Here is a 24,754-nt window from a genome sequence, read left to right as displayed (position 1 = left end):
TTCCGCCTTTCCGCCTTTCCGCCTCTCCGCCTCTCCGCCTCTCCGCCTCTCCGCCTCTCCGCCTCTCCGCCTCTCCGCCTCTCCGCCTCTCCGCCTCTCCGCCCGTTCCGTTCGCGACGGGAAACTCCCGATACCGGCCGATCCCGCTCGCGCGGAAGCTATGCGCAAATCCGCACCGAATGCGCGGCAAATTGCCAAGACCCGGGCATATCGGCGACCTATATATCGAGGCGATCGGGGCTTCTCACGGAGCCTGACGGGAGATTCTTCCGAGGATCACGATGCCGACCTCCCCGCCCGATTCCGAGAAGCGGTCGAACCGCCCGCCCGTCGCACGCGCCCGGCCCGCCCGGACGCGCGCGGTACCCACTCGCAGGTGTCGAACAAGAGGAACAACATGAAATTCCGTCATTCCCTGCTGTCGGTGTCGATTGCATCCGCGCTTGCCCTCCTCTCGCAACAGGCCGCCCAGGCCGCCGACGCAACCGACGTGAAGGTCGGCTTCGCCGCGCCGCTCACGGGCGTGAACGCCGGCTACGGCAAGGATCTGCAGAACGGCGTGCAGCTCGCGCTCGACGATGCCGCCGCGCAGAAGGTGCAGATCGCCGGCAAGCCCGCGCACTTCAATCTCGTCGTGCAGGACGACCAGGCCGACCCGCGCATCGGCGTGCAGGCCGCGCAGGCGCTGGTCGACCAGAACGTGTCGGTCGTGGTCGGTCACTTCAACTCGGGGACGACGATTCCGGCCTCGGTCGTCTACGACAAGGCCGGCATCCCGGTGATCGACCCGGCCGCGACCAACCCGACGCTCACGTCGCGCGGGCTCGCGAACATGTTCATGGTGATCGCGACCGACGGCCAGAACGCCGGCAACGCGGGCAAGTACGCGGTCGACGTGACGAAGGCGAAGCGCATCGCGATCATCGACGACCGCACGGCGTTCGGCCAGGGCGAGGCCGACGAATTCGAGAAGGCCGTGAAGGCCGCCGGCGGCAACATCATCGGCCGCGAGTTCACCAGCAACCAGGCGGTCGACTTCCGCGCGCAGATCACGAGCCTGAAAGGCAAGAACCCCGACCTGATCTTCTTCGGCGGCCTCGACTCGCTCGCCGCGAATTTCATCAAGCAGATGCGTCAGCTTGGGCTGAATGCGCAGTTCGTCGGCGGCGGCGGCGTGAAGGACAACGAGTTCATCAAGATCGCGGGCCCGGCCGCCGAAGGCGCGATGGCGTGGGAATACGGCCGGCCGCTCGACGAGCTGCCGCAGGGGAAGGATTTCGAACAGCGGTTCAAGAAGCGCTTCGGCGTCGACGTGCTGTCGTATGCGCAGTTCGGCTACGACGCGGCGTGGGCGGCAATCAAGGCGATGCAGGCGGCCGGCTCGACCGACCCGAAGGTCTATCGCCCGGCGCTGAAGAAGATCGACTTCGAAGGCGTGACCGGCCGCATCTCATTTGCGAACGACGGCTCGCTGAAGAGCGGGATGTCGACGCTGTACCAGGTGAAGAGCGGCGCGTGGAAGACGATCGTGACGAAGGGAGGCTGATCGGCGGGTTCGGCGGCCGGCGGCGGATGCGCCGCCTGGCCGCGCAGATCGATGAAGCGACACCGATCTCGTATGACGACTGATGTTGGCGCGATTCGGTTGGGCCCGCGGCAACGCGGGCCTCGTCATGCAACGGTCAGCCGGCCTCGGCTTCCGCCGCCTCGTGCGCGCGGCGCAGCCGCTCGCGGCTGTTCGTGAGGTGCGTGCGCATCGCGGCGCGCGCGGCTTCCGGGTCGTGGCGCGCGATCGCCTCGTAGATGTCCTCGTGCTCGTGATTCAGCCGACCGACGTAGCGCTCGAGATCGTCGCCCGCGAAGCGCGCCGAATTCACACGCGTGCGCGGGATGATCGACGTGCCGAGTTGCGTCATGATGTCGACGAAATAGCGGTTGCCGGTCGATTGCGCGATCTGCAGGTGGAACTGGAAGTCGAGCTGCGCGGTGTCACGCCCGCCGCCCGCCCCCGTCGCGATCGCGTCGAGCGCACGCCGCAGCGCGGCGAGGTCGGTATCGTTCGCGCGCTGCGCGGCCAGGCTCGCGCACTCGCTCTCGAGGCTGATGCGCAGTTCCAGCACCGCGAGCACGTCGCGCAGCGTCGTGATCGTCGCGGGATCGATGCCGAGCGCCTGGCGGCGCGACGGCTCCAGCACGAAGCTGCCGATGCCGTGGCGCGTTTCGACGAGGCCGCTCGCCTGCATCCGCGAGATCGCCTCGCGCACGACCGTACGGCTCACGCCCTGCGCCGCCATGACTTCGGTTTCGGTCGGCAGCTTGTCGCCAGGGCGCAGCGTGCCGTTTTCGATCTGCGCGGTCAGCGCGTCGACGACATCTTGTGCGAGGCTGCGTGCGCGACGGCGCGGCGCTGCGGGAAGCGTAGGCACGGACATGAGGCCGGTTCCTTTTTGAATGATCGTAATGTGAGCCGAGGGTTTACGCGGGGTTTGAGCGAAAGCCGATGATTCATTATACTGCGTCACAAGTCATCCGACGACTGATGATCGGTGCGCGGATCTCCTGTCGACTCAGGCCGGCATTCCAGCGCCGCCCGGTCCCATGCCTTACGATCGGCCAGTGTTCGCGTTCTGCGCTTTGCTGGTCTCGTTGTCGCTCCCACCCCGTTTCGGGTTGCGTCGACATGCGGGCCTTGCGCGCCGCGCACGTCGGTTGTCGAATGATCGCACCTCCCGCCGCGCGCGGCAAAGCTTTTGCCGCACGGCATTGCCCCACTCTTTTGCCATCGCCGCCCATGAACGCCGTCACAGCCTCGCCTTCCCACGACACGCCGCGCATCGTCGACCTGCAAGCGATTCCGGTCGCCGGCCACGACAGCATGCTGCTCAACCTGAGCGGCGCGCACGGTCCGTTCTTCACCCGCAACCTCGTGATCCTGAAGGACAGCGCGGGCCGGACCGGCGTCGGCGAAGTGCCCGGCGGCGAAAGCATCCGCCGCACGCTCGACGACGCACGCGCGCTCGTCGTCGGCCAGCCGGTCGGTAACTACCACGCGGTGCTCAACGACGTGCGGCGCACCTTCGCCGACCGCGACGCGAGCGGCCGCGGGCTGCAGACCTTCGACCTGCGCACGACGATCCACGCGGTCACCGCACTCGAAGCTGCGCTGCTCGACCTGCTCGGCCAGCATCTCGGCGTGCCGGTCGCCGCCCTGCTCGGCGAAGGCCAGCAGCGCGAGCGCGTCGAAATGCTCGGCTATCTGTTCTACATCGGCGACCGCACTAAAACTGCACTCGCCTATCGCGACGGCAGCGGCGCGACCGACGACTGGACCCGCGTGCGCGACGAAGCCGCGCTGACGCCCGAGGCCGTCGTGCGGCTCGCCGAGGCCGCGCATGCGCGCTACGGCTTCAACGACTTCAAGCTGAAGGGCGGCGTGTTCGAAGGCGCAAGCGAGATCGAGGCCGTGACGGCGCTCGCCGAGCGCTTCCCCGACGCACGCGTGACGCTCGACCCGAACGGCGCATGGTCACTCGACGAGGCCGTGCGACTGTGCCGCGATCAGCATCACGTGCTCGCGTATGCGGAAGATCCGTGCGGCGCGGAGAACGGTTACTCGGGCCGCGAGGTGATGGCCGAATTCCGCCGCTCGACGGGGCTGCCGACGGCGACCAACATGATCGCGACCGACTGGCGGCAGATGGGCCACGCCGTACAGTTGCAGGCCGTCGACATCCCGCTCGCCGACCCGCACTTCTGGACGATGCAGGGTTCGGTACGCGTCGCGCAGATGTGCCGCGACTGGGGCCTCACGTGGGGTTCGCATTCGAACAACCACTTCGACGTGTCGCTCGCGATGTTCACGCATGTCGCGGCCGCCGCGCCGGGTCAGGTCACCGCGATCGACACGCACTGGATCTGGCAGGACGGAGAACGGCTGACGCGCGAGCCGCTGAAGATCGAGAACGGGCTGGTGGAAGTGCCGAAACGCCCGGGTCTCGGCGTCGACATCGACATGGATGCGGTCGCGGTCGCGCACGAACTGTACAAGCAGCATGGCCTGGGCGCCCGCGACGATGCGGCGGCCATGCAGTATCTGATCCCGGGGTGGACGTTCAACAACAAGCGCCCCTGTCTCGTGCGCTGAGCGCGGGACGAACCGGGCGGCAGGGCCGCCCGGTGACCGGTGTGACCGGCCCTTGCCGGCCACGACGACCTGGTCGGGCCTGGCCGGCCGCACCTACCCGGCCAGCCCGATCCCCCGCGCCATCCCCGACGCGGCGAACACGATGACGATCACGAGCACGGCCTGCCAATGGCCGATCCGCACATAGGTGCGCGCACGGCCGAGATCGGGCATCTGCTGCTGCCGCGCGGCAACGCGCCATCGGATCAGCCCCAGCATCGGCACGACCTCGAGCAGCAGGATCAGCACGAGCGCTGTCATCTTCAGGTGAAAGAGTGGCTCGTGCAGATAGTACGCGGCGCCTTTTTCAAAACCGCCGAACGCGCGCATGAGGCCCGTCACGACCAGCACGAGCGCGGACACTCCCCATGCAGCATCCGCCTTGAAGACGCCAGGCAGGTCGGCGGCCTGCGCGGACGCGATGAGCCGGCGCAATGCGCGGTTACGCCCCGCGATCGCGGCAAAGGCGACGCCGAACGCGCTCAGGTGAATGGCAGCCAGCAACCAGCGGACGATCATCGCGCCTCCTTGTCGCCCGCGCCCGGTGCGCAGGCCCTGTCAGACGATCTGCTTGAGCGCGGCGTCGAGCGCGAGCACCGCGACGCGGTCACCTTCGGTCGCGAGCCGCGCGCGCATCACGATCTGCCGGTTATGGCCGACGGCCGCCGGCGAATCCCACAGCAGTTCGACCTTCGGCCGATTGAACAGGCTGCCGCGACGCGGCGGCACGACTGCCGGCTGCGTCTCCAGCGCGCCCTCGCCCGCAACGGCAGGTGCCGCCCGGCCGGGCCAGCGCACCGACAGCTCGCGCGCGTCGTACTGGCCGACCTTGCGGCTTTCCATCCAGACGATCGCGGTGCGCGTCAGCACGTCGAGTGAAATCGCATACCGGCCGACCGCGAAGCGGCGAGCGGCCACGTTGGTGCGCCACAGCGGCCGCGGGCGGCAGATCCAGACGATTGCCGCGTAGAGCGCCGGCGCTGCGACGAGCCAGCCGTTGGTCGCCGTCACCGCATGCAGCGCGTGGCGCCAGCCGGCCACCCACGCGAACATGCCGATCGACCAGACCGCGAACAGGAAACCGATCAGCGCGAAGACGCGCAGCGCCTGGCGCAGCCACTGCGGCAGCGGATGAAACGGCCGCTCGGCACGCGCGGCGGCGCCCGGCAGCGCGAGCAGCAGGAAGATCAGCACGAGGTAGACGAACGCCCACGGCGACGACACCATCGCGGACAGCGACGAGCGATAGCCCATCTGGGACATCGAGAACAGCCAGCGCGCGAGCAGCACGAGACCGATCGCGCGCAACGCGAAGATCACACCGGCGCCGGGGGCCGGCGCTGCGCGCGTGGTTTTCGTTCTCGCCAAGACTGCTCTCCTCTGGATATTCGTACAGGGCCGGATTTCACGGCACGGCCATTATAGGGACATTACCGGCTGGACAGACGGCTGGATGGCGTGCCGGGCCGCTTCGGGGGCCGTTCGCGGCGCCGGGCGCGGCGAGAATACAACACATCCGCGCCGCGGATGTGACAACGCCCCGCCGGAAACCCGGACGGGGCGTCGATGACGGCCGCGCGCCGCAGCGCGGCAGCGGCCCGCAATCAGCTTGCGTTGACTTCGCGGAGCACCGTGCGGCGCTTCTGGCGCAGCAGTTCCTCGTAGCCCTTCACGTAGTTCTGCGCCATCACCTTCGACGAGAAACGTGCTTCGAACGCGGCGCGGACCTTCTCGCGCGGCAGCGTATCGAGGCGCTTGAGCGCCGCGACGGCCGACAGTTCGTCTTCGACGACGAAACCCGACACGCCGTTGTCGATCACTTCCGGCACCGAGCCGCGCTTGAACGCGATCACCGGCGTGCCGCATGCCATCGCCTCGATCATCACCAGGCCGAAGGGCTCCGGCCAGTCGATCGGGAACAGCAGCGCATGCGCGTTGCCGAGGAATTCGGTCTTTTCGGACTCGCTGATTTCGCCGATGTACTCGACGTGCGGCAGCGCGAACAGCGGCTTGATCTTTTCTTCGTAGTACGCGCGGTCAGCCTTGTCGAGCTTCGCGGCGATCTTGATCGGCAGGCCGGCCTGTTCGGCGATGCGGATCGCCGTGTCGACGCGCTTCTCCGGCGAGATGCGGCCCAGGAACGCGAGGTAGCTCGGCTTCACGTTCGGGATCGGCGTCAGCAGGTTTTCCGGCAGGCCGTGGTACACGGTCGACAGCCAGTTCGCCTGCGGCAGCGGGATGCGCTGGTTGTCGGAGATCGACACGACCGGCACGTCGTTGAATGCATTGAAGATCGGCTGCAGTTCCGGCAGGTCGAGACGGCCGTGCATCGTCGTCAGATGCGGGACCGGCTGGCGCGAGAACAGCGAGAACGGGTAGTAGTCGATGTGGCAGTGCAGGACATCGAACTCTTCCGCGCGGCGGCGCACCTGCTCGAGGAGCAGCATGTGCGGGGCCATCACGTCGCGGATCGTCGGGTCGAGGCGCAGCGCCTGCGGCCAGCACGCTTCGAGCTTTGCGGAGGTTTGCGAATCGCCGCTCGCGAAGAGCGTGACGTCATGCCCCATCTCGACAAGTGCTTCGGTGAGGTAGGACACCACTCGCTCGGTACCACCGTACAGTTTCGGGGGCACCGCTTCATGCAACGGAGCGATTTGGGCGATTCGCATGCGTAACTCCTAAAAAATCGGCTAAAAACCAGGTATGGGTCGGCAACCTGCCGGCGGTCCGGGCTGGAAGCATCTCGTCCGACAATCAGACGAATCAGCCTGCCGGGGGCGTCGAACCCGCGCTGCTCAAGGAGCGTCGGCGACGCGACAGGCATAGAACGTTTGAAACGAAGACCCGTTGACAGGGGTTCGTAAAAAAACCTGGAATCGAACCCGGAGCCGATTATCTAGGGTTAATCCTGATACGGCGCACAACATTTCAAACACTTTACTTTGTTACAAAGGTGCAACACTTTGCAACCCGCGGACTTGGGTGTCCGTTCTAGAGTGGAAGGCCCTTTTGGCGATCCAGGTCACCCGTGGCTGCCGGCAGCACGATTCCGGCACATGAGGCAGGACGGGATGCCGGATTTTATCTCAAAATCGATCGCGAGCCCCCTGGCCAAGGCAAGATTCGCGCAGCGCGACGCACGGCCTTGTTTACAATGCCGGATTATTCAGTCCGGGCGAACGCCGGCATGCGATCCAGCCGCAACGCTCAATCACCGAATCACCGCACGCATATTTTGGAATCTCTCACCCCTGCCCAGCGCAACGCCCACAACGCGGAGCTGTCGAGCTACGCGCACCGGCCGATCGCGTTCCTGTTCCGCTACATCCGTCTCCACCCCGTCGCGCACCTCATCGTGTTCTGCAGCGTGCTGGCCGCCGTCGGCTGCGCGCTCGGCTCGCAATACGCGATCAAGCACCTGATCGACGTACTCGCGACCGGGCGCCATCACCCGGGCCCGCTGTGGAGCGCGTTCGCGCTGCTCGTCGGGCTGATCGCGGCCGACAACCTGCTGTGGCGCGTCGGCGGCTGGGTCGCCGCGCACACGTTCGTCGCGGTGACAGGCGACCTGCGGCGCGACCTGTTCCAGTACCTGATCGGCCATTCGCCGACGTATTACTCGGAGAAGCAGCCCGGCACGCTCGCGAGCCGCATCACGGCCACGTCGAACGCGGTCTACACGTCCGAGAACACGATGGCGTGGAACGTGCTGCCGCCGTGCATCGCGGTGATGGGCGCGATCCTGATGATCATCGTCGTCAATCCGCTGATGGCCGCCGGCCTGCTCGGCTGTTCGGCCGTGCTGTCCGTCATCCTGTTCAAGCTCGCCGGGCGCGGCTCGGCTCGCCATCATGCGTTCGCGGCGAAAGCCGCCGCGGTCGACGGCGAGCTCGTCGACGTGATCGGCAACATGGGCCTCGTGCGCGCGTTCGGCATGACGCTGCGCGAACAGAAGCGCTTCGGCGCGACGGTCAAGGCCGAGATGGACGCGCGCCAGCAAAGCCTGCTCTATCTCGAAAAGCTGCGCCTCTTGCACGCGGTGATCACCGCGATGCTGTCGGCCGGCCTGCTCGGCTGGGCGCTGTGGCTGTGGGACCAGGGCCGCGCAACGTCGGGCGACATCGTGCTCGTCAGTTCGCTCGGCTTCACGATCCTGCACGGCACGCGTGACCTCGCGGTCGCGCTCGTCGACGTCACGCAGCACGTCGCACGCCTCTCCGAGGCCGTGAAGACGCTGCTCGAACCGCACGGGATGCCGGACCGCTCCGACGCGCAACCGCTGTCGGCCACGGGCGGCCGCGTCGACTTCGAGCGCGTGACGTTCGCGTACCCGCACCGCCGCGCGATCCTCGACCACTTCGACCTCCATATCGAACCGGGCCAGCGCGTCGGCCTGATCGGCAAGTCGGGCGCCGGCAAGTCGACCGTGCTTGCCCTGCTGCAGCGCTTCTACGACACGCAGGACGGCGCCGTGAAGGTCGATGGCCAGGAAGTGAAGACGATCACGCAGGACAGCCTGCGCCATGCGATCGCGCTCGTGCCGCAGGACATCTCGCTGCTGCACCGGACCATCTACGACAACATCGCGTACGGCCGCCCCGAGGCGACCCGCGACGAAGTGCTCGCCGCCGCGCGCGACGCGCGCTGCGCGGAGTTCATCGAGGCCATGCCGGAAGGCTATGACACGATCGTCGGCGATCGCGGCGTCAAGTTGTCCGGCGGCCAGCGCCAGCGCATCGCGATCGCGCGCGCGATCCTGAAGGATGCGCCGATCCTGCTGCTCGACGAAGCGACGTCGGCACTCGACAGCGCGTCCGAGGAAGCGATCCAGAGCGCACTCGACCGCCTGATGGTCGGCCGCACGGTGATCGCGATCGCGCACCGCCTGTCGACGCTGCGCAACTTCGACCGGATCATCGTGATGAGCAACGGCAAGGTGATCGACGACGGCCCGCCCGACGTGCTGCGCAACCGCCCCGGCCTGTATCGCGACCTGCTCGCGAAGCAGCACGGCCGCCATCACGCCGCACCCGACGGCAACACGCCGACCGGAGAGCGCGTCGCCTGACGCGCAGGCATCCAGCCGACAAAAAAGCCGCCGTGCATCACGCACGGCGGCTTTTTTCATTGCACCGGAAGCAGCCGGTCAGACGTGCTGCAGATCGCGCAGGAAATTGTCGCGCCACACCGACACGTTGTTCTCGCGCAGCTGCGCGATCATGTCCGTGTAGCGCGCGCGCCGCTCGGCGAGCGGCATCGTCAGCGCCTGCGACAGCGCATCGGCCATCCCGTCGATGTCGATCGGATTGACGATCAGCGCGCCCGTCAGCTCGCGCGCGGCGCCCGCGAAACGCGACAGCACGAGCACGCCCGGATCGTCCGGATTCTGCGCGGACACGTATTCCTTCGCGACGAGGTTCATCCCGTCGCGCAGCGGCGTCACGAACCCCACGCGCGCAAGCCGGTACAGCGCCGCCAGCACCTGGCGGTCGTACTGGCGGTGAATGTAGAGGATCGGCGCCCAGTCGAGCTCCGCGTAGCGCCCGTTGATGCGCCCCGACTCCGCTTCGAGCTGCAGGCGAATGTCCTGGTACGCACGCAGGTCCGCGCGCGTCGATGGCGCGATCTGCAGGAACGACACGCGGTTGCGGATCGACGCCTGGTGCTCGAGCAGCTTCTCGAATGCGCGAAAGCGTTCGACGAGCCCCTTCGAGTAATCGAGCCGGTCGACGCTCATGATCAGCTGCCGCCCGCGCAGCGACGTCGCGAGCGTGCGCACGGCCTTGCCATGCTCGCCCGCCTGCGCGAGCGACGCGATTTCGTCCGGATACACGCCGATCGGATAGGCGGCCGCGCACAGCGTCTGGCCGAACGCGCGCACGCGCACCGTGTGCCCGTCGCGCTCGGCCTCGCCGCCCGCCTCGAACTCGACGTAGTCGCAGAACGCGCGCAGATCGGGCTCGGTCTGGAAGCCGAGCAGATCGAACGCGCACAGCGACTCGACGAGCTCGCGGTGCGGCGGTACGTTGACGAGCACCTGCGCGGCCGGAAACGGGATGTGCAGGAAAAAGCCGATGCGGTTCTTCACGCCGGCATCGCGCAGCGCGCGCGCGAACGGGATCAGGTGATAGTCGTGCACCCAGATCACGTCGTCGTCCTGCAGCAGCGGTACGAGCTGCTGCGCGAGCCACACGTTGACGCGACGGTAGCCGTCGAATTCGTGCCAGTCGTACTGAATCAGGTCCGCGCGGTAATGGAACGCAGGCCACAGCGTCGCATTCGAGAAACCGCGGTAATACTGGTCGTAATCGCGGCGCGACAGCCCGACGGTCGCGAACGTCACGGGCCCGCGCTCCTCGACGCGGATCTGCGGCTGCGGCGCACCGGACGCGACCACTTCGCCGCTCCAGCCGAACCACATGCCGCCCGTCTCCTTCAGTGCGTCGTAGACGCCGATCGCGAGACCGCCCGCCGCCGGTTCGCCTTCCGAAATCGGCGCGACGCGGTTTGAAACGATGATGAGCCGGCTCATGCGTGCGGCTGCCCCGCGCCGAGCCAGCGCGCGATCTGCTCATGCAGCGCGTCGACCGAATCGAGCCGCGTACGGGCCGACGTCTCGCCGGCGCCGACCTTGATCGACAGGCCGCCGCGCGCATTGACCACCGCGAAGCCCTTCTCGTCGGTCAGGTCGTCGCCCGCGAACAGCGGCACGCGCCCCGCAAAGGGCGGCTCGTCGAGGAACGCGGTCAGCGCGCGCCCCTTGTCGACACCCTTCGGCTTGATCTCGAACACCATCTTGCCGGGCTGCAGCACGTACGCATCGGCATAGTCGGCGACGAGACGCTCGGCCGCTTCGCGCGCCACGGCCTCGCGCTCCGGCGCATTGCGAAAGTGCAGCGCGACGGCCGCGCCCTTGATTTCGAGCAGCATGCCCGGATGACGGTCGACGACGCCCGCAAGCTCGCGCTCGATGCGCAAGAGGCGTTCGTCGTTGAAGCCGATACGCTGCGTGTCGCCGTTCGCATCGCGGCGCTCCGCGCCGTGCAGGCCCGCGATCGGCAGATCGGGCATCTTCAGGAACGTGTCGAGGTTGTCGATCCCGCGTCCGGACACGACTGCGACCGCGCCGTGCGAGCGGCGGCGCAGCTCGTCGAGCAGCGTCAGCAGCGACGACGGAACGTGAATGCTGTCGGGGGTCGGCGCCAGTTCGACGAGCGTGCCGTCGAAGTCGAAGAAGAACGCGGTATCGGTCAGGGACAGGGAAGCCGGAACGGATTGCATCGATTCGATAGTCTGGGGGTCGGCCGGCAAACGCAGGCCGCCGCTGCGCGAATGGAATTGTGCGCATCTTACCGCGCCTGCGCACCGAGATGGGCGAAACCGGTGCATTGCCAGCCTCACGCGCCCCGTTGCGTCAACTGCGACATATTGCCCCGCTCGCGCGCCCCGTACGGGTTTCGAAAGGACGCGGACGGACGAATTGCGCTACAGTCGCAACCGCCTGCCGCGCGACGCATGGCATCGCGCCGGCCGGCCACCTTTCCGTCCGATCGAGCCCCAGGATGTCGTCTCCCCGTCCCGCGCCGCACCGGCGCTTGTCCCGCCTCATCCACACGGCCGCGGCCGTCGCCGCCGCCGTGGCGCTCGCCGCGTGCACGCACGACGAGCCGCGCTGGAACCTGACCAACGTCACCGGCCACCTGCCCGACCTGTCGTTCACGCTGACAGGCGGCGACGGCCATCCCGTCGACGCCGACGCGTTCCACGGCCGCATCGCGCTCGTCTACTTCGGTTACACGCACTGCCCCGATGTCTGCCCCGAAACGATGGCGCGGCTGATGGAAGTGCTCGCCAAGCTCGGCCCGCGGGCCGATGACGTGCGCATCCTGTTCGTGTCGGTCGATCCCGCGCGCGACACGCCGCAGATGATGCAGTCGTACGTCGCCGCGTTCGACGCCGCGCATGCGCGCGGGCTGACCGGCACCGACGGCCAGATCGAATCGCTCGCGAAACGCTATCGCGTCGCGTATCAGATGGAACAGCGCGATCCGTCCGGCGGCTACGAAGTCACGCACAGCTCGGCCGTCTACATCTTCGACGCAACCGGCCGCGCGCGCCTGCTCGCGACCGATCGCGATTCGCCCGACGCCATCGCCGCCGATGTGCGCCGGATCATCGACACCGCCTCCCACACCTGAATTCCGACATGAACACGAAGACGACTCTCAAGACGTTCGCCCTCCTCGCCGCGCTGTGCGTCGGCGCCCACGCGTATGCCGCCGGCGCGATCACCGCGCAGGGCGCATGGGTGCGCTGGCTGCCGAACAAGCTGCCCGCGGGCGGCTACGTGACGCTCGTGAACACGAGCGACAAGCCGATCGACCTCGTCGACGTCGACAGCCCCGACTACGGGATGGCGATGCTGCACCAGACCGTGTCGAACGGTTCGACGCAGAAGATGGAAATGGTCGACAAGCTGACGATCCCCGCACGCGGCAAGGTCGACATCGCGCCGGGCGGCTATCACTTCATGCTCGAGGAACCGAAGCACGCGATCAAGCCGGGCGACACCGTGCACCTGCGCCTGAAATTCTCCGACGGCGAAACGGTCGACGCACCGTTCGCCGTGAAGTCGCCGGCCCAGACGAAGTGATCCGCGCGCGATGAACCTCCTGTACTGGCTCGATCCGTGGGAACCGTCGCCGACGGTCGTCATCGCGGTGCTGACCGCCGCCGTGCTGTTCGCGCGCGGCGTGAAGAAGGCGAAGGTGACGCCGCTGCGGCAGTTCTCGTTCTGGTTCGGGCTGACGGCGCTCTATATCGCACTGCATACGCGGCTCGACTATTTCTTCGAGCACGAGTTCTTCCTGCACCGCGCGCAGCATCTCGTGCTGCATCACCTCGGGCCGTTCTTCATCGCGCTGTCGTATCCGGGCGCGGCGATCCGCGCGGGCATCCCGTTCAGCTGGCGGCAGCGCTTCGTGCGCCCCGCGCTCGCGTGGGCGCCCGTGCGCGCGACCCTCGACGTCGTGTTCCATCCCGTCGTCGCGGTCGTGCTGTTCGTCGGGCTGATCTATTTCTGGCTGCTGTCGCCGATCCACTTCATCGCGATGCTCGACTGGCGTCTCTATCGCGTGATGAACTGGAGCATGGTGATCGACGGGCTGCTGTTCTGGTGGCTCGTCGTCGATCCGCGGCCGGCGCCGCCCGCGCGGCTGTCGCCGGGCCGCCGGATCCTGATCGTCGTCGCGGCGATCCCGCCGCAGATCGCGCTCGGCGCGCTGATCTTCTTTACGCCGCACGAGCTGTATCCGATCTACTCGATCTGCGGCCGCGCGTTCACGTGGCTGAGCCCGCTGCGCGATCAGCAGATCGGCGGGCTGCTGCTGTGGATTCCGGGCTCGATGATGAGCGTGATCGGCGCGCTGATCGCGCTGCGGCACTGGCTGCGGCTGTCCGCGCGCGGACGCCTGATCGGCGAACGTGCGGTGCAGCGCGCGGACAAGCCGCCGGTACCGCACGCCGCGCACTGACCGCTGCGCGGCGCGGCGCGCGTCATGCGCGCGCGCTGCTCATCCACACGTGCGGGATGCCGTCCTCGTCGTGCACGTCCGAACTCGGCGTGAAGCCGAATGCGCCGTAGAAACGCTGCAAGTGAGCCTGCGCATGCAGGCTCACCGGCGTATCCGGCCACTGCGCGCGGATATGCTCGAGCGCGCGCGACAGCAGCCCGTTGCCGAGGCCCGCGCCGCGGAACGCGGCGGTCGTCAGCACGCGGCCGATCCGCACGTCGGTGTTCTGCGCATCGGGCAGCAGCACGCGCAGATAGCCGGCCAGGCGGCCGGCCGGATCGAATGCGGCCAGGTGCCACGCGGCCTGGTCCGCGTCGTCGATGTCGCGATACACGCAGTTCTGCTCGACGACGAACACGGCGCTGCGCGCTTCGAGGATCGAATAGACTTCGCGCGCCGTCAGCGCGTCGAAGGATTTCCAGCGCCAGTCGAGATCGGCGGCGCCCGGGGATGCGGCGGATGCGTTCATGTGCGGTCCTGATTCAAGCGCGCCGGCCGGCGCGCGGCAACCGTCGATTATGCCTCGAAGCGCACATCGCGCGCGACCGCCTGCCCGCGCGCGAAAAAAAGGCCCCGCATGGTGCGGGGCGTGTTCGTCATGCCGTCATGACAGTCATGCCGGCATCTGGCCGAAGCGGCCGCCGTTGAAGTCCTCGATCGCGGTGCGGATCTCCGCTTGCGAGTTCATCACGAACGGACCGTAGCCAACGACGGGCTCGTCGATCGGCTCGCCGCTCAGGATCAGCAGCTTCGCGTCGCCGTTCGCTTCGATCTCGACGTCGCTGCCGTCGCGGCCGAGTTGCACGAACTGCGCTTCGCGAGCGACCGTCTCGCCATTCACCTGCACGGTGCCGCTCAGCACGACCACCGCGAGCGTACGCCCTTCGGCGACCGGGAACCGCGCATGGCCGCCTGCCACGAGCCGCACGTCCCACACGTCGATCGGCGTATGCGTACGGGCCGGGCCGCGCCGCCCGTCGAGTTCACCGGCGATGATCCGCGCGCGCCCTGCGCCGTCCGGCAGTTCGACCACCGGGATGTCGGCGTCCAGCAGCGTCTGATAGCCGGGCGCGCCCATCTTGTCCGCGGCGGGCAGGTTCACCCACAGCTGCACCATCTCGAGCGCACCGCCGCGCTTCGTGAACGCCTCCGAGTGGAATTCCTCGTGCAGGATCCCGCTCGCGGCCGTCATCCATTGCACGTCGCCCGGGCCGATCACGCCGCCCGCGCCGGTCGAGTCGCGGTGCGCGACTTCGCCGTCATAGACGATCGTCACCGTTTCGAACCCGCGGTGCGGATGCTGGCCGACTCCGCGCGGCGCCGTCGCCGGCTCGAACGTCGCGGGGCCGGCGTAGTCGAGCAGCAGGAACGGGCTCAGGTGCGTGCCGTGAGACTGGTAGCTGAACATCGAACGCACCGGGAAACCGTCGCCGACCCAATGGCCGCGCGGCGCACTGTACACACCCTGGATCTTCTTCATTGCCCTTCTCCAAATTGCGGCGAAACACGTGTTTCGCATCCATGAGTAGCAATATAGAGGTGGAACGATCGATCCGGTAGACTGCCGAAATCACACTCAGCGTTCTATTTCATGAACGATAAAGCACGGGATCTGAACGATCTCTATTATTTCGTGCAGGTCGTCGAACACGGCGGCTTCGCGCCGGCCGGGCGTGCGCTCGACATGCCGAAATCGAAGCTGAGCCGCCGTATCGCGCTGCTCGAGGCCCGGCTCGGGATGCGGCTGATCCAGCGTTCGACGCGCCGTTTCACGGTCACCGACGTCGGCCAGACGTACTACGCACATTGCCGCGCGATGCTCGTCGAGGCCGATGCGGCCGACGAGGCGATCGCGCTGCTGCACGAGGAGCCGCGCGGCATCGTACGCGTCAGTTGCCCGATCGTGCTGCTCGATTCGCTGGTCGGCACGATGATCGCCGCGTTCATGGCCGCATGCCCGCGCGTCGAGATCCACCTCGAAGCGACCAACCGGCGCGTCGACGTGGTCGGCGAAGGGATCGACGTTGCAATCCGCGTGCGCCCGCCGCCGCTCGAGGACAGCGATCTCGCGCTGCGCGTGCTCGCCGAACGCGGCCAGTGCCTCGTCGCGAGCCCCGCGCTGCTGCGCGAGCACGGCGCGCCAGCCGTTCCCGCCGATCTCGCACGCGTGCCGAGCCTCGATCACGGCGCGCCGCAGTCCACACACGTATGGCGGCTGCGCGGGCCGGATGGTGCGCACGCGGAAATCCATCACCAGCCGCGCTTCGTGACGGGCGGCATGCTCGCGTTGCGCGCGGCGGCCGTCGCGGGTGTCGGCGTCGTGCAGTTGCCGACGATGATGGTGCGCGACGAGGTCGCACGCGGCGAACTGGTCACGGTGTTGCCGGATTGGGCGCCACGTCGCGAGATCGTGCATGCGGTGTTCGCGTCGCGCCGGGGGCTGCTGCCCGCGGTGCGCGCGCTGCTCGACTTCCTGGCGGAGCGGTTTGCCGAACTCGACCCCGACTGAGCGCTGCAGGCCGCGCGCGCGTGCCGTAGACTGCGGTACGCGCCACGCGCATTTTCACAACCCTTATCGCTTTCCCGTCATGTTCACGCTGTCCAACGACCCCAACGCCTCCAAGGCCGATCAATACGCGACGCTCGTCGAGCAGGCACGCGCCCTCGTCGAGTCCGAACGCGACCTGACGGCAAACGCCGCGAATTTCTCCGCGCTCGTCTATCACTCGCTCGATCGCCTCAACTGGGCCGGCTTCTACTTCTTCGACGGCACCGAACTCGTGGTCGGGCCGTTCCAGGGCAAGCCCGCGTGCGTGCGGATCGCGCTCGGCAAGGGCGTGTGCGGCACGGCCGCGCAGACGCGCGAGACGCAGGTCGTGCGCGACGTGCACGATTTCCCGGGCCACATCGCATGCGACGCGGCATCGGAATCGGAAATCGTCGTACCGCTGGTGGCCGGCGACGGCACGCTGATCGGCGTGTGGGATGTCGACAGCCCGGTCGCCGCGCGCTTCGACGACGAGGACCGCAAAGGGATGGAAGCGCTGTGCCGCGTGTTCGTCGAACACGCGTGGCAGAAGGCGCGCGGCTGAACGGCCGTTGCGCGTCGCGCAGCGGGATGCTGCGCAACCCCAAACGAAACGGGCCCCGCGAAGGGGCCCGTTTCGTTTGGGGTTGCGCCGTCAGGCCGCGTGCGTGCCTGAAAGCGCCGCGAACGCCTGCGGCTTCGCATCCTCGGTCAGCACCTCGAAGCCCGTTTCCGTCACCACGACCATGTGCTCCCATTGCGCGGACAGCGAATGGTCCTTCGTGACGACCGTCCAGCCGTCGCCCAGCACGCGCGTGTCGCGCTTGCCCGCATTGAGCATCGGCTCGATCGTGAAGATCATCCCCGGCCGCAGCGGCACGCCGGTGCCCGGGCGGCCGTAGTGCAGCACCTGCGGCTCGTCGTGATAGACGTCGCCAATGCCGTGCCCGCAGTACTCGCGCACCACGCTGAACCCTTCGCGATGCGCGACCTGCTGGATCGCGTAGCCGACATCGCCCAGCGTCGCGCCCGGACGCACCGCGCGGATGCCCGCGTGCATCGCCTCGTAGGTCGCCGCGACGAGCCGCCGCGCGAGTTCGTTCGGCTCGCCGACGAAATACATGCGGCTCGTATCGCCGAACCAGCCGTCCTTGATCACCGCGATGTCGAGGTTCACGATGTCGCCGTCGCGCATCGGCCGCGACGTCGGAATGCCGTGACAGACCACGTGGTTGACCGACGTGCACAGTGTCTTCGGATAGCCGTGATACCCGATGTTCGCCGGAATCGCGCCGAGTTCGTCGACGATGTATTCGCGGCAGCGCGCGTCCAGCTCGTCGGTCGTGACGCCCGGCTTCACGTGCTCGGTGATCATCGTCAGCACCTGCGACGCGAGCTTCGCGGCTTCGCGCGACTTGGCGATTTCCGCGGCGCCGCGGATCGGAATTTCTCGCTTCGCCATTACGCCACCTGCTCGATGTGCTGCGCGACCGGTTCAGCCGGTCCCACGTCACCGCCCCGCGCTTCGGCCTCGATCAGCATCTTGCAGATGTCGCCGTAGGACAGCGCCGGGTTGAGTTCCGCCAGCATTCCGACACGCAGCCAGTGCTCAGCCTGCGCGTTGATCGAACGGCTCAGCGCCGTGCTCGTCGAGCGCAGCCGTTCATGCATGTGCTCGGAAATCTTGATGATGCCCATATATCCCCAATTAAACGAAACGTAGCTGTTTCGTATATTACGCTGCGTACGCCTGCCGGGCAAGCCGTCCGATTTCCGCCCCCCTTCGCCGGTCGCGACAAATGCCGTTGACATCGAATTCCAGTTTGCTGGAAAATAAATCCATCATGAAAGAAACAGCGATCACCACGGCCGACGACACCGGCATCAACGAGCGCATTGCCCGACGCGTGCGCGACCTGCGCACCGTTCGAGGCTACACGCTCGATGCGCTGGCCGCGCGCTCCGGCGTCAGCCGTTCGATGATCTCGCTCATCGAACGCGCGTCGGCCAGCCCGACAGCCGTCGTGCTCGACAAGCTCGCGGCCGGCCTCGGCGTCTCGCTGGCCGGGCTGTTCGGCGGCGACCGGGACGACGCGCCCGCGCAGCCGCTGGCCCGGCGCGCGCAGCAGGCCGAATGGCGCGATCCGGCGTCCGGCTATGTGCGGCGCAACCTCTCTCCGGCCGGCTGGCCGTCGCCGATTCAGCTCGTCGAGGTCGATTTCCCGCCCGGCGCGCGCGTCGCATACGACAGTGGCGGGCGCGAAAGCGCGCTGCACCAGCAGGTATGGATCATCAACGGCCGCGTCGACGTCACGTTCGGCGATGCGCTTCACGAACTTCACGAAGGCGACTGTCTGGCCATGCGGCTCGACCAGCCGCTGATCTTCAGCAACCCGTCGTCGCATGCCGCGCGCTATGTCGTCGTGATCTGCGATGCATCCGCCGCCGCCGGCGTGCGGAGCGCGTGATGCGCACCGCGTGTGCGCAATCGGTTTAGAGCCAACAGGAAGGAGCCCGTATGAATTCCCCGAAACAGCGCGACGACGTGCGCCTGATTGATTGCAGCGAGGCCGAGCATGCAGCGGCCATCCTCGAGATCCTGAACGACGCGATCGCGAACTCGACCGCGCTGTACGACTACCGGCCTCGCCCGCCGGAAGCGATGGTCTCGTGGTTCGCGACGAAGCGCGCGGGCGGGTTTCCGGTCATCGGCGCCGTCGACGAATCGGGCACGCTGCTCGGCTTCGCGAGCTGGGGCACGTTCCGTGCGTTCCCCGCGTACAAGTACACGGTGGAACACAGCGTCTACGTGCGCGGCGACCAGCGCGGCCGCGGGCTCGGCGAACTGCTGCTGCGCGAAGTGGTCCGGCGTGCCCGCGAAGCGCAGGTGCACGTGCTGGTGGGCTGCATCGATGCGACCAATGCCGGAAGCATCGCGCTGCATACGAAACTGGGATTCGTGCACTCGGGCACGATCACGGAGGCGGGATTCAAGTTCGGCCGCTGGCTCGATGCGGCGTTCTATCAGCTGAAGCTCGAGACGCCGGTGCAGCCGGTGGATGGTTGATCAGGCGTCGCCACGACGTCTGAGACACCATGTGGCCGACACGTCATTCGAGCCGCGTGCGTCGAAAAAGGGCCCGCACAAAGCGGGCTTTTTTGCTCAGTAGGCTACGAACGCATCCGCCATTCTCGAACCAGCGTTCCGCAGCCGCCGTCAGCGCACCGCCGATCCCGCCTCCTCTGCAGCGCGCGTCGGCGACCATGCTCGTGATGCACCCGAGATTCCCGTTCGCATGAAAGAGCGGGAGGATGGGCAGGCTGATGCCGCCGACGAACTCGTCATCCACGGTCGCCACGTAAATCCGGTCGCATGGACTGCCGGCCAACGCGTGCAGCTTTTCGTGATTCAGCGCGAGCGTCGCTTCATATCCGGGCTGATGCAGCAGCATCGCGATTTCAACGCAATCAGACAGCCGCGTTTCCCTCGTTGCGAGTTCCCGGGAAATTCATTGCGATTCCCCCGGCAACGCTCGCCCGCCCTTTCGATCGTGGGTCGCGGATATATGCGGCTTGACGCCGCCAATCCAGCAAAACATCGCGAAGTACGGGAGATGGTGGTACGTCATCGATCACCTCGACGTCTCGGGCAGGCTTCGAAAGCCCGGGCATCGTGCCAGGCTACCGCATGTGCCCGCCGGCCCCTCTCCGCAACGGACGCAGAAAAAAGAAAAGCCCCGCCGAAGCGGGGCTTTTCTTTTCTTGCTGGAGGCGCGAGCCGGAGTCGAACCGGCCTAAACGGCTTTGCAGGCCGCTGCATAACCGCTTTGCTATCGCGCCAAAAGCGGACTGTCCGGATGCCGTGAGGCAAGCGACAGATTTTTATTCGAGGACCGGAAGTCCATCAAATAAAAAGGGAAGCTTGGCTTCCCCATGACTTGGAGCGGGAGACGAGTCTCGAACTCGCGACCTCAACCTTGGCAAGGTTGCGCTCTACCAACTGAGCTACTCCCGCATTGTCCTGCACCTGCAGCGCTTTGCCGTACCACACGCTGCCAGAAAAATCTGGAGCGGGAGACGAGTCTCGAACTCGCGACCTCAACCTTGGCAAGGTTGCGCTCTACCAACTGAGCTACTCCCGCATGTGTCCTGCATCTGCAGCGCTTCGCCGTACCACGCGCTGCCAGAAAAAATCTGGAGCGGGAGACGAGTCTCGAACTCGCGACCTCAACCTTGGCAAGGTTGCGCTCTACCAACTGAGCTACTCCCGCGTATTGCTGCACTACTGCTTCCCCGTCACACACTTACTTCGTCGTGCAGCGGAGAAGCGAGATTATGTCGAAGGCACATTCGTGTGTCAAGGGCTTTTCCAGCCCTTTTTCCAAAAACGTGCTCGCCGGCACGCGAGACGTACTGCTCACGCGCCGCCGCGCTCGCGAATCTGCGGCCACGCGAGCTTCATGTAGTACAGCATCGACCAGATCGTCAGCACCGCCGCGAGATACATCAGCCACTCGCCCCACACACGCGTGTCGATCGTCACGACGCCGAGCGGCAGCGGCCCGTAGAACAGCAGCATCGGGATCGCGACCATCTGGCACGCAGTCTTGAACTTGCCGAGCTGGTTCACCGCGACGCTCTTCGACGCGCCGATCTGCGCCATCCATTCGCGCAGCGCCGAAATCGCGATCTCGCGGCCGACGATCACGAGCGCGATCGCCGCGTCGACCCGCGAAATCTGCACGAGGATCAGCAGCGCGGCCGTCACCATCAGCTTGTCCGCCACCGGATCGAGAAAGGCGCCGAACGACGATGTCTGGTTCCACTTGCGTGCCAGGAAGCCGTCGAACCAGTCGGTCAGCGCCGCGAGGATGAAGATCGCCGCCGCCGCGAGATTGCGGTGCGCGCCGCCCATCACCGTGTCCGGCAGATAGAACACGCCGACGACGAGCGGAATCAGCACGATCCGTACCCACGTCAGGAAAATCGGGAAATTGAACGGCATGGCATGCGGGACAGTAAAGGATTCGCAATTGTGCCGTGTCGACCGGCCTGCCACAAGAACGCGAAAAAGCGCGCGAGGCAGCCGGCCGCACGGCCGTGTCAGTGAAGCTGCTTGTAGATCTGTTCGGCGAGCGCGTGCGAGATGCCCTCGACGCTCGCGAGTTCCTCGACGCTCGCGGCCACCACGCCGCGCAATCCGCCGAACCGCGCGAGCAGCCGCTGCCGGCGCTTCGCGCCGACACCTTCGAGCTCCTCGAGCCGCGAGGTCTGGCGCGCCTTCGCCCGCTTTGCCCGCATGCCGGTGATCGCGAAGCGGTGTGCCTCGTCGCGGATCTGCGCGACCAGCATCAGCGCGGCGCTTTCCTTGCCGAGTTCGAGCGGCGTGCGGCCGTCCGCGAACACGAGCGTCTCGAGGCCGACCTTGCGCCCCTCGCCTTTCGCGACGCCGACCAGCATCGACGTGTCGAGCCCCAGCTCGGTGAACACCTGGCGCGCGATTTCGACCTGCCCCTTGCCGCCGTCGATCAGCACGATGTTCGGCAGCAGGCTCGACGCCTCGGCCTGGCGCGTCGACTCGCCGTCGATGCCGGCCGCTTCGTCCACCGCGGCCGCCTGCGCAGCCTGCTCGACCATCTTCTCGTAGCGGCGCGTGAGCACCTGCCTCATCGCCGCGTAATCGTCACCCGGCGTGATGCCCGTGATGTTGTAGCGGCGGTATTCGCCCGACTGCATCTTGTGATGGTGATAGACGACGCACGACGCCTGCGTCGCCTCGCCCATCGTATGGCTGATGTCGAAACATTCGATCCGCAGCGTCGCGAGATCGTCGCTGTCGTAACTGAGCGTGTCAGCGAGCGCACGCGTGCGCGCCTGCTGCGAGCCCTGCTCGGACAGCAGCCGCATGAGCGCGATCTGTGCATTCTGTTCGGCCATCGACAGCCACGCGCGCCGCTGCCCCTGCGGCTGCCGCACCAGCGATACCTTGTGGCCGGCCTGCTCCGACAGCAGCTCGAGCAGGTCGCGGCTCGCGGGCGCATGGCTGACGACGAGCACGGGCGGCACGCGGTTGCCGAGATAATGCTGCGCGATGAATGCGTCGAGCACCTCGGCCTCGACCGACGCTGACGCCGCCGCGCCACCGCGCGCGCGGCCGGTTTCTTCCGCCGGCTGGTCCGGCGCCGCGTCGGCGGCCGCGCCCGTTGCGACGGCCGCATCGGCTGCCTCCGCCAGTTCGGACTCGTCGCCGAGACCGCCTTCGGCGAGCGTCAGCGCACTTTCGACGTGCGTCGGGAAATACGCCTTGTCGCCGAGATGCCGTCCGCCGCGCACCATCGCCAAGTTCACGCACACGCGCCCGCCCTGCGCGACGACGGCCAGGATGTCGACGTCGCTGTCGCTGCCGACCTCGATCGCCTGCTGGTGCAGCACGGTCGCGAGCGAGCTCATCTGGTTGCGCACGGCCGCCGCCTGCTCGAATTTCAGCTCGGCCGCGAACGCATGCATCTTCTGCTCGAGCTCCTTCATCACTTCGGACTGCCGGCCGAGCAGGAACCGCGCGGCGTTCGACACGTCGACCGCGTAATCCTCACCGGAGATCGCGCCGACGCACGGCGCCGTGCAGCGCCCGATCTGATGCAGCAGGCACGGCCGCGTGCGGTTGCTGAACACCGAATCCTCACAGGTCCGCAACTGGAACACGCGCTGCAGAATCTGGATGCTCTCGCGCACGGCCCACGCGCTCGGAAACGGCCCGAAATACTGGTTTTGCTTGTCGACCGACCCGCGGTAGTAGGCCATCCGCGGAAAGCGGTGCGCGGTGAGCTTCAGGTACGGATAAGACTTGTCGTCGCGAAACAGGATGTTGTAACGCGGCGCGAGCGCCTTGATCAGGTTGTTCTCGAGCAGCAGCGCTTCGGCTTCCGAGCGCGTGACGGTCGTTTCGATGCGCGCGATGCGCGTGACCATCATCGCGATGCGCGGCGACAGCTGCGTCTTCGTGAAATAGCTCGATACGCGCTTCTTCAGGTCGCGCGCCTTGCCGACGTAGAGCACGGCGCCCGCCGTGTCGTAATAACGATAGACGCCCGGCATGTGCGGCAACTGCGCAAGGATCTTCTTCGGTTCGAACGGAGTATCGGAGGCTTCTGGGGATGTCATGCGTGATCCGGGCGCCTTGTAACGCGGAACGGGTCTATTAGAATCGCCAGTTTAGAGCATTCACCGTCCCGCTTCGATGCCACGCACCACCGCTGCCCCACTCTCCACCGTGCCGCTCGCGCCGGGCGAACCGATCGCCTGCGACCTCTTCTGCACGGTGATCGACAATTTCGGCGACATCGGCGTGTGCTGGCGCGTCGTGCGCCAGCTCGCGCACGAGCACGGCTGGCAGGTTCGCCTGTTCGTCGACGACCTGCACACGTTCGCGCGCCTGCTGCCGGGGGTCGACCCCGACGCGGGGCGGCAGACGGTCGATTCGATCGCGATCGAGCACTGGCATGCGGAAGTCGGCGACGCGCTGGAGATCGCCGATGTCGTGATCGAGGCATTCGCGTGCGAGCTGCCCGGCGCGTATCTCGCGGCGATGGCGCGCCGCGAGCGTCGCCCCGTGTGGATCAACCTCGAATACCTGAGCGCCGAGGACTGGGTCGCCGATTTCCATCTGCGGCCGTCGCCGCATCCGCGCTACCCGCTGCTGAAAACCTTCTTCTTCCCGGGCCTGTCGGCCGGCACGGGCGGCGTGCCGAAGGAACGCGACCTCGACGCGCGCCGCACGGCTTTCGAAACCGACCCGGCAGCCCGCGCCGCCTGGTGGCAGCGCGCGACCGGCGGCGCGCCGCCGGCGCCCGGCACGACGGTCGTCAGCCTGTTCGCGTACGAGAATCCGGCCGTCGACGCGCTGCTCGCGCAGTGGCGCGACGGCCCGTCTCCCGTCGTCGCGCTCGTGCCGGCCGGCCGCCTGTCGCCGGCCGTCGCACGCTTTTTCGGGGTCGAGTCGTTCGCGGCGGGCGCCCGCGCAAGCGCCGGCAACCTGGTCGCCCACGGGCTCGCATTCGTCCCGCAAGCCGACTACGATCCACTGCTGTGGGCTGCCGACGTCAATTTCGTGCGCGGCGAGGATTCGTTCGTCCGTGCGCAGTGGGCGTGCAAGCCCTTCGTGTGGCACATCTACCCGCAGGCCGACGACGTGCACCTGCCGAAGCTCGATGCCGCGCTCGCACACCTGTCGGCCGGCCTCGCCGACGCGCCGCGCGCGGCGCTCGAGCGGTTCTGGCACGCATGGAACGGCGTCGGCACGCCCGACTGGGCCGATTTCTGGCAACACCGCGCAGCGCTCGACGCCAACGCTGCCCGCTGGGCCGACGCGCTCGCGGCCGTCGGCGATCTCGCCGGAAAGCTGGCGGAATACGCAAAATCTCAGTTAAAATAAGCGGTTATCCGACGGCTGACCAGGCAAGCGCTCGCTTTTGG

General features: G+C 67.2%; 24 protein-coding genes and 4 tRNA genes. 11 read left to right on the top strand and 17 right to left on the bottom strand.

Annotated features, from left to right (window positions below; translation table 11 throughout):
* Positions 1-397 precede the first annotated feature (397 nt).
* Complete coding sequence (locus tag ACWMMN_RS05885) at positions 398-1,546, top strand: branched-chain amino acid ABC transporter substrate-binding protein (RefSeq protein WP_174992006.1); 1,149 nt, start codon at positions 398-400, stop codon at positions 1,544-1,546.
* Positions 1,547-1,682: 136 nt separating this feature from the next.
* Here ACWMMN_RS05885 and ACWMMN_RS05880 read toward each other — a convergent pair whose 3' ends face one another.
* Positions 1,683-2,432, bottom strand: coding sequence for a FadR/GntR family transcriptional regulator (locus ACWMMN_RS05880; protein WP_059235306.1), 750 nt, complete (start codon positions 2,430-2,432; stop codon positions 1,683-1,685).
* A 359-nt stretch (positions 2,433-2,791) separates the two neighbouring features.
* Between ACWMMN_RS05880 and gudD the strand changes: the two genes are divergently transcribed.
* Positions 2,792-4,144, top strand: a complete 1,353-nt coding sequence (gene gudD / locus ACWMMN_RS05875; protein WP_486423086.1) for a glucarate dehydratase — start codon at positions 2,792-2,794, stop codon at positions 4,142-4,144.
* A 93-nt stretch (positions 4,145-4,237) separates the two neighbouring features.
* Here gudD and ACWMMN_RS05870 read toward each other — a convergent pair whose 3' ends face one another.
* From ACWMMN_RS05870 to ACWMMN_RS05860, 3 genes are all read right to left on the bottom strand, one after another.
* Positions 4,238-4,702 carry a DUF2214 family protein gene (locus ACWMMN_RS05870; RefSeq protein WP_059235310.1) on the bottom strand — a complete coding sequence of 155 codons (465 nt, stop codon included), beginning with the start codon at positions 4,700-4,702 and terminating at the stop codon, positions 4,238-4,240.
* Between the two features lie 39 nt (positions 4,703-4,741).
* Positions 4,742-5,551: a hypothetical protein gene (locus tag ACWMMN_RS05865; protein WP_059235312.1), complete on the bottom strand. Its 810-nt coding sequence runs from the start codon at positions 5,549-5,551 to the stop codon at positions 4,742-4,744.
* Positions 5,552-5,787: 236 nt separating this feature from the next.
* Positions 5,788-6,852, bottom strand: a complete 1,065-nt coding sequence (locus ACWMMN_RS05860; RefSeq protein ID WP_059235315.1) for a glycosyltransferase family 4 protein — start codon at positions 6,850-6,852, stop codon at positions 5,788-5,790.
* Between the two features lie 566 nt (positions 6,853-7,418).
* Between ACWMMN_RS05860 and ACWMMN_RS05855 the strand changes: the two genes are divergently transcribed.
* Positions 7,419-9,251 (top strand): ABC transporter ATP-binding protein, encoded by a 1,833-nt coding sequence (locus ACWMMN_RS05855; RefSeq protein ID WP_059235317.1) that lies wholly within the window; start codon positions 7,419-7,421, stop codon positions 9,249-9,251.
* Positions 9,252-9,329: 78 nt separating this feature from the next.
* Here the strand turns inward: ACWMMN_RS05855 and otsA are convergent, their stop codons facing one another.
* Positions 9,330-10,715: an alpha,alpha-trehalose-phosphate synthase (UDP-forming) gene (gene otsA / locus ACWMMN_RS05850; RefSeq protein ID WP_486423085.1), complete on the bottom strand. Its 1,386-nt coding sequence runs from the start codon at positions 10,713-10,715 to the stop codon at positions 9,330-9,332.
* Positions 10,712-11,464, bottom strand: coding sequence for a trehalose-phosphatase (otsB, locus tag ACWMMN_RS05845; RefSeq protein ID WP_486423084.1), 753 nt, complete (start codon positions 11,462-11,464; stop codon positions 10,712-10,714). Before otsB ends, otsA begins: the two co-directional genes overlap by 4 nt.
* 281 nt (positions 11,465-11,745) lie before the next feature.
* On the opposite strand from otsB, the gene ACWMMN_RS05840 reads away from it, so the two are divergent.
* The 3 genes from ACWMMN_RS05840 to ACWMMN_RS05830 are packed head-to-tail and all read left to right on the top strand — an operon-like array spanning position 11,746 to position 13,716.
* Entirely contained in the window at positions 11,746-12,381 is a 636-nt protein-coding gene (locus tag ACWMMN_RS05840; protein WP_486423083.1) for an SCO family protein, read from the top strand.
* 8 nt (positions 12,382-12,389) lie between these two features.
* The gene (locus ACWMMN_RS05835; protein WP_486423082.1) at positions 12,390-12,836 is read left to right on the top strand and encodes a copper chaperone PCu(A)C; all 447 of its coding nucleotides are present in this window, start codon (positions 12,390-12,392) and stop codon (positions 12,834-12,836) included.
* Between the two features lie 10 nt (positions 12,837-12,846).
* Complete coding sequence (locus ACWMMN_RS05830; protein ID WP_059235326.1) at positions 12,847-13,716, top strand: cytochrome c oxidase assembly protein; 870 nt, start codon at positions 12,847-12,849, stop codon at positions 13,714-13,716.
* A gap of 22 nt (positions 13,717-13,738) precedes the next feature.
* On the opposite strand, the gene ACWMMN_RS05825 is transcribed toward ACWMMN_RS05830, so the two are convergent.
* The gene (locus ACWMMN_RS05825) at positions 13,739-14,224 is read right to left on the bottom strand and encodes a GNAT family N-acetyltransferase (RefSeq protein ID WP_059235328.1); all 486 of its coding nucleotides are present in this window, start codon (positions 14,222-14,224) and stop codon (positions 13,739-13,741) included.
* A 144-nt stretch (positions 14,225-14,368) separates the two neighbouring features.
* Positions 14,369-15,235 (bottom strand): pirin family protein, encoded by an 867-nt coding sequence (locus ACWMMN_RS05820; protein WP_174991999.1) that lies wholly within the window; start codon positions 15,233-15,235, stop codon positions 14,369-14,371.
* Between the two features lie 111 nt (positions 15,236-15,346).
* Between ACWMMN_RS05820 and ACWMMN_RS05815 the strand changes: the two genes are divergently transcribed.
* Both ACWMMN_RS05815 and ACWMMN_RS05810 read left to right on the top strand, forming a co-directional pair.
* Entirely contained in the window at positions 15,347-16,264 is a 918-nt protein-coding gene (locus tag ACWMMN_RS05815) for a LysR family transcriptional regulator (RefSeq protein WP_174991998.1), read from the top strand.
* A 79-nt stretch (positions 16,265-16,343) separates the two neighbouring features.
* On the top strand, positions 16,344-16,847 hold the full coding sequence (locus ACWMMN_RS05810) for a GAF domain-containing protein (RefSeq protein ID WP_059235333.1): 504 nt from the start codon (positions 16,344-16,346) through the stop codon (positions 16,845-16,847).
* A 90-nt stretch (positions 16,848-16,937) separates the two neighbouring features.
* Here ACWMMN_RS05810 and map read toward each other — a convergent pair whose 3' ends face one another.
* Together map and ACWMMN_RS05800 are read right to left on the bottom strand one after the other, a co-directional pair.
* Entirely contained in the window at positions 16,938-17,744 is an 807-nt protein-coding gene (gene map / locus ACWMMN_RS05805) for a type I methionyl aminopeptidase (RefSeq protein WP_059235336.1), read from the bottom strand.
* Positions 17,744-17,980 (bottom strand): ParD-like family protein, encoded by a 237-nt coding sequence (locus ACWMMN_RS05800; protein ID WP_027783949.1) that lies wholly within the window; start codon positions 17,978-17,980, stop codon positions 17,744-17,746. The genes map and ACWMMN_RS05800 overlap by 1 nt, the downstream gene beginning before the upstream one ends.
* A gap of 146 nt (positions 17,981-18,126) precedes the next feature.
* Here ACWMMN_RS05800 and ACWMMN_RS05795 point away from each other — a divergent pair, with 146 nt between their 5' ends.
* Both ACWMMN_RS05795 and ACWMMN_RS05790 read left to right on the top strand, forming a co-directional pair.
* On the top strand, positions 18,127-18,750 hold the full coding sequence (locus ACWMMN_RS05795) for a helix-turn-helix domain-containing protein (protein ID WP_486423081.1): 624 nt from the start codon (positions 18,127-18,129) through the stop codon (positions 18,748-18,750).
* Between the two features lie 50 nt (positions 18,751-18,800).
* Complete coding sequence (locus ACWMMN_RS05790) at positions 18,801-19,349, top strand: GNAT family N-acetyltransferase (RefSeq protein WP_059235340.1); 549 nt, start codon at positions 18,801-18,803, stop codon at positions 19,347-19,349.
* A gap of 43 nt (positions 19,350-19,392) precedes the next feature.
* Here ACWMMN_RS05790 and ACWMMN_RS05785 read toward each other — a convergent pair whose 3' ends face one another.
* From ACWMMN_RS05785 to uvrC, 7 genes are all read right to left on the bottom strand, one after another.
* Positions 19,393-19,734 carry a GNAT family N-acetyltransferase gene (locus ACWMMN_RS05785; RefSeq protein WP_486423080.1) on the bottom strand — a complete coding sequence of 114 codons (342 nt, stop codon included), beginning with the start codon at positions 19,732-19,734 and terminating at the stop codon, positions 19,393-19,395.
* A 314-nt stretch (positions 19,735-20,048) separates the two neighbouring features.
* Positions 20,049-20,122, bottom strand: a tRNA-Cys gene (locus ACWMMN_RS05780).
* A 99-nt stretch (positions 20,123-20,221) separates the two neighbouring features.
* Positions 20,222-20,297, bottom strand: a tRNA-Gly gene (locus ACWMMN_RS05775).
* 51 nt (positions 20,298-20,348) lie between these two features.
* Positions 20,349-20,424 (bottom strand) — tRNA-Gly (locus ACWMMN_RS05770).
* Positions 20,425-20,477: 53 nt separating this feature from the next.
* Positions 20,478-20,553, bottom strand: a tRNA-Gly gene (locus tag ACWMMN_RS05765).
* 146 nt (positions 20,554-20,699) lie between these two features.
* On the bottom strand, positions 20,700-21,287 hold the full coding sequence (gene pgsA / locus ACWMMN_RS05760) for a CDP-diacylglycerol--glycerol-3-phosphate 3-phosphatidyltransferase (RefSeq protein ID WP_011544951.1): 588 nt from the start codon (positions 21,285-21,287) through the stop codon (positions 20,700-20,702).
* Between the two features lie 98 nt (positions 21,288-21,385).
* Positions 21,386-23,443 carry an excinuclease ABC subunit UvrC gene (gene uvrC, locus ACWMMN_RS05755; RefSeq protein WP_059235344.1) on the bottom strand — a complete coding sequence of 686 codons (2,058 nt, stop codon included), beginning with the start codon at positions 23,441-23,443 and terminating at the stop codon, positions 21,386-21,388.
* 76 nt (positions 23,444-23,519) lie between these two features.
* Here uvrC and earP point away from each other — a divergent pair, with 76 nt between their 5' ends.
* Complete coding sequence (gene earP, locus ACWMMN_RS05750) at positions 23,520-24,713, top strand: elongation factor P maturation arginine rhamnosyltransferase EarP (RefSeq protein ID WP_486423079.1); 1,194 nt, start codon at positions 23,520-23,522, stop codon at positions 24,711-24,713.
* Positions 24,714-24,754: the final 41 nt, after the last annotated feature.

The sequence above is a fragment of the Burkholderia cepacia complex sp. TUM26381 genome, from assembly GCF_057439935.1.
Note: the sequence above shows the minus strand (reverse complement) of the source record. Positions and strands in the feature narration are given on the sequence as shown.

What these genes read in the sequence shown, in the direction of transcription:
- ACWMMN_RS05870 (WP_059235310.1), bottom strand. Translation starts at nt 4,702, where the DNA reads ATGATCGTCCGCTGGTTGCTGGCTGCCATTCACCTGAGCGCGTTCGGC.
- ACWMMN_RS05800 (WP_027783949.1), bottom strand. Translation starts at nt 17,980, where the DNA reads ATGGGCATCATCAAGATTTCCGAGCACATGCATGAACGGCTGCGCTCG.
- earP (WP_486423079.1), top strand. Translation starts at nt 23,520, where the DNA reads ATGCCACGCACCACCGCTGCCCCACTCTCCACCGTGCCGCTCGCGCCG.
- ACWMMN_RS05885 (WP_174992006.1), top strand. Translation starts at nt 398, where the DNA reads ATGAAATTCCGTCATTCCCTGCTGTCGGTGTCGATTGCATCCGCGCTT.
- ACWMMN_RS05810 (WP_059235333.1), top strand. Translation starts at nt 16,344, where the DNA reads ATGTTCACGCTGTCCAACGACCCCAACGCCTCCAAGGCCGATCAATAC.
- otsA (WP_486423085.1), bottom strand. Translation starts at nt 10,715, where the DNA reads ATGAGCCGGCTCATCATCGTTTCAAACCGCGTCGCGCCGATTTCGGAA.
- uvrC (WP_059235344.1), bottom strand. Translation starts at nt 23,443, where the DNA reads ATGACATCCCCAGAAGCCTCCGATACTCCGTTCGAACCGAAGAAGATC.
- ACWMMN_RS05840 (WP_486423083.1), top strand. Translation starts at nt 11,746, where the DNA reads ATGTCGTCTCCCCGTCCCGCGCCGCACCGGCGCTTGTCCCGCCTCATC.
- ACWMMN_RS05860 (WP_059235315.1), bottom strand. Translation starts at nt 6,852, where the DNA reads ATGCGAATCGCCCAAATCGCTCCGTTGCATGAAGCGGTGCCCCCGAAA.
- ACWMMN_RS05825 (WP_059235328.1), bottom strand. Translation starts at nt 14,224, where the DNA reads ATGAACGCATCCGCCGCATCCCCGGGCGCCGCCGATCTCGACTGGCGC.
- ACWMMN_RS05790 (WP_059235340.1), top strand. Translation starts at nt 18,801, where the DNA reads ATGAATTCCCCGAAACAGCGCGACGACGTGCGCCTGATTGATTGCAGC.
- ACWMMN_RS05830 (WP_059235326.1), top strand. Translation starts at nt 12,847, where the DNA reads ATGAACCTCCTGTACTGGCTCGATCCGTGGGAACCGTCGCCGACGGTC.
- gudD (WP_486423086.1), top strand. Translation starts at nt 2,792, where the DNA reads ATGAACGCCGTCACAGCCTCGCCTTCCCACGACACGCCGCGCATCGTC.
- ACWMMN_RS05815 (WP_174991998.1), top strand. Translation starts at nt 15,347, where the DNA reads ATGAACGATAAAGCACGGGATCTGAACGATCTCTATTATTTCGTGCAG.
- map (WP_059235336.1), bottom strand. Translation starts at nt 17,744, where the DNA reads ATGGCGAAGCGAGAAATTCCGATCCGCGGCGCCGCGGAAATCGCCAAG.
- ACWMMN_RS05835 (WP_486423082.1), top strand. Translation starts at nt 12,390, where the DNA reads ATGAACACGAAGACGACTCTCAAGACGTTCGCCCTCCTCGCCGCGCTG.
- pgsA (WP_011544951.1), bottom strand. Translation starts at nt 21,287, where the DNA reads ATGCCGTTCAATTTCCCGATTTTCCTGACGTGGGTACGGATCGTGCTG.
- otsB (WP_486423084.1), bottom strand. Translation starts at nt 11,464, where the DNA reads ATGCAATCCGTTCCGGCTTCCCTGTCCCTGACCGATACCGCGTTCTTC.
- ACWMMN_RS05820 (WP_174991999.1), bottom strand. Translation starts at nt 15,235, where the DNA reads ATGAAGAAGATCCAGGGTGTGTACAGTGCGCCGCGCGGCCATTGGGTC.
- ACWMMN_RS05785 (WP_486423080.1), bottom strand. Translation starts at nt 19,734, where the DNA reads ATGCTGCTGCATCAGCCCGGATATGAAGCGACGCTCGCGCTGAATCAC.
- ACWMMN_RS05880 (WP_059235306.1), bottom strand. Translation starts at nt 2,432, where the DNA reads ATGTCCGTGCCTACGCTTCCCGCAGCGCCGCGCCGTCGCGCACGCAGC.
- ACWMMN_RS05795 (WP_486423081.1), top strand. Translation starts at nt 18,127, where the DNA reads ATGAAAGAAACAGCGATCACCACGGCCGACGACACCGGCATCAACGAG.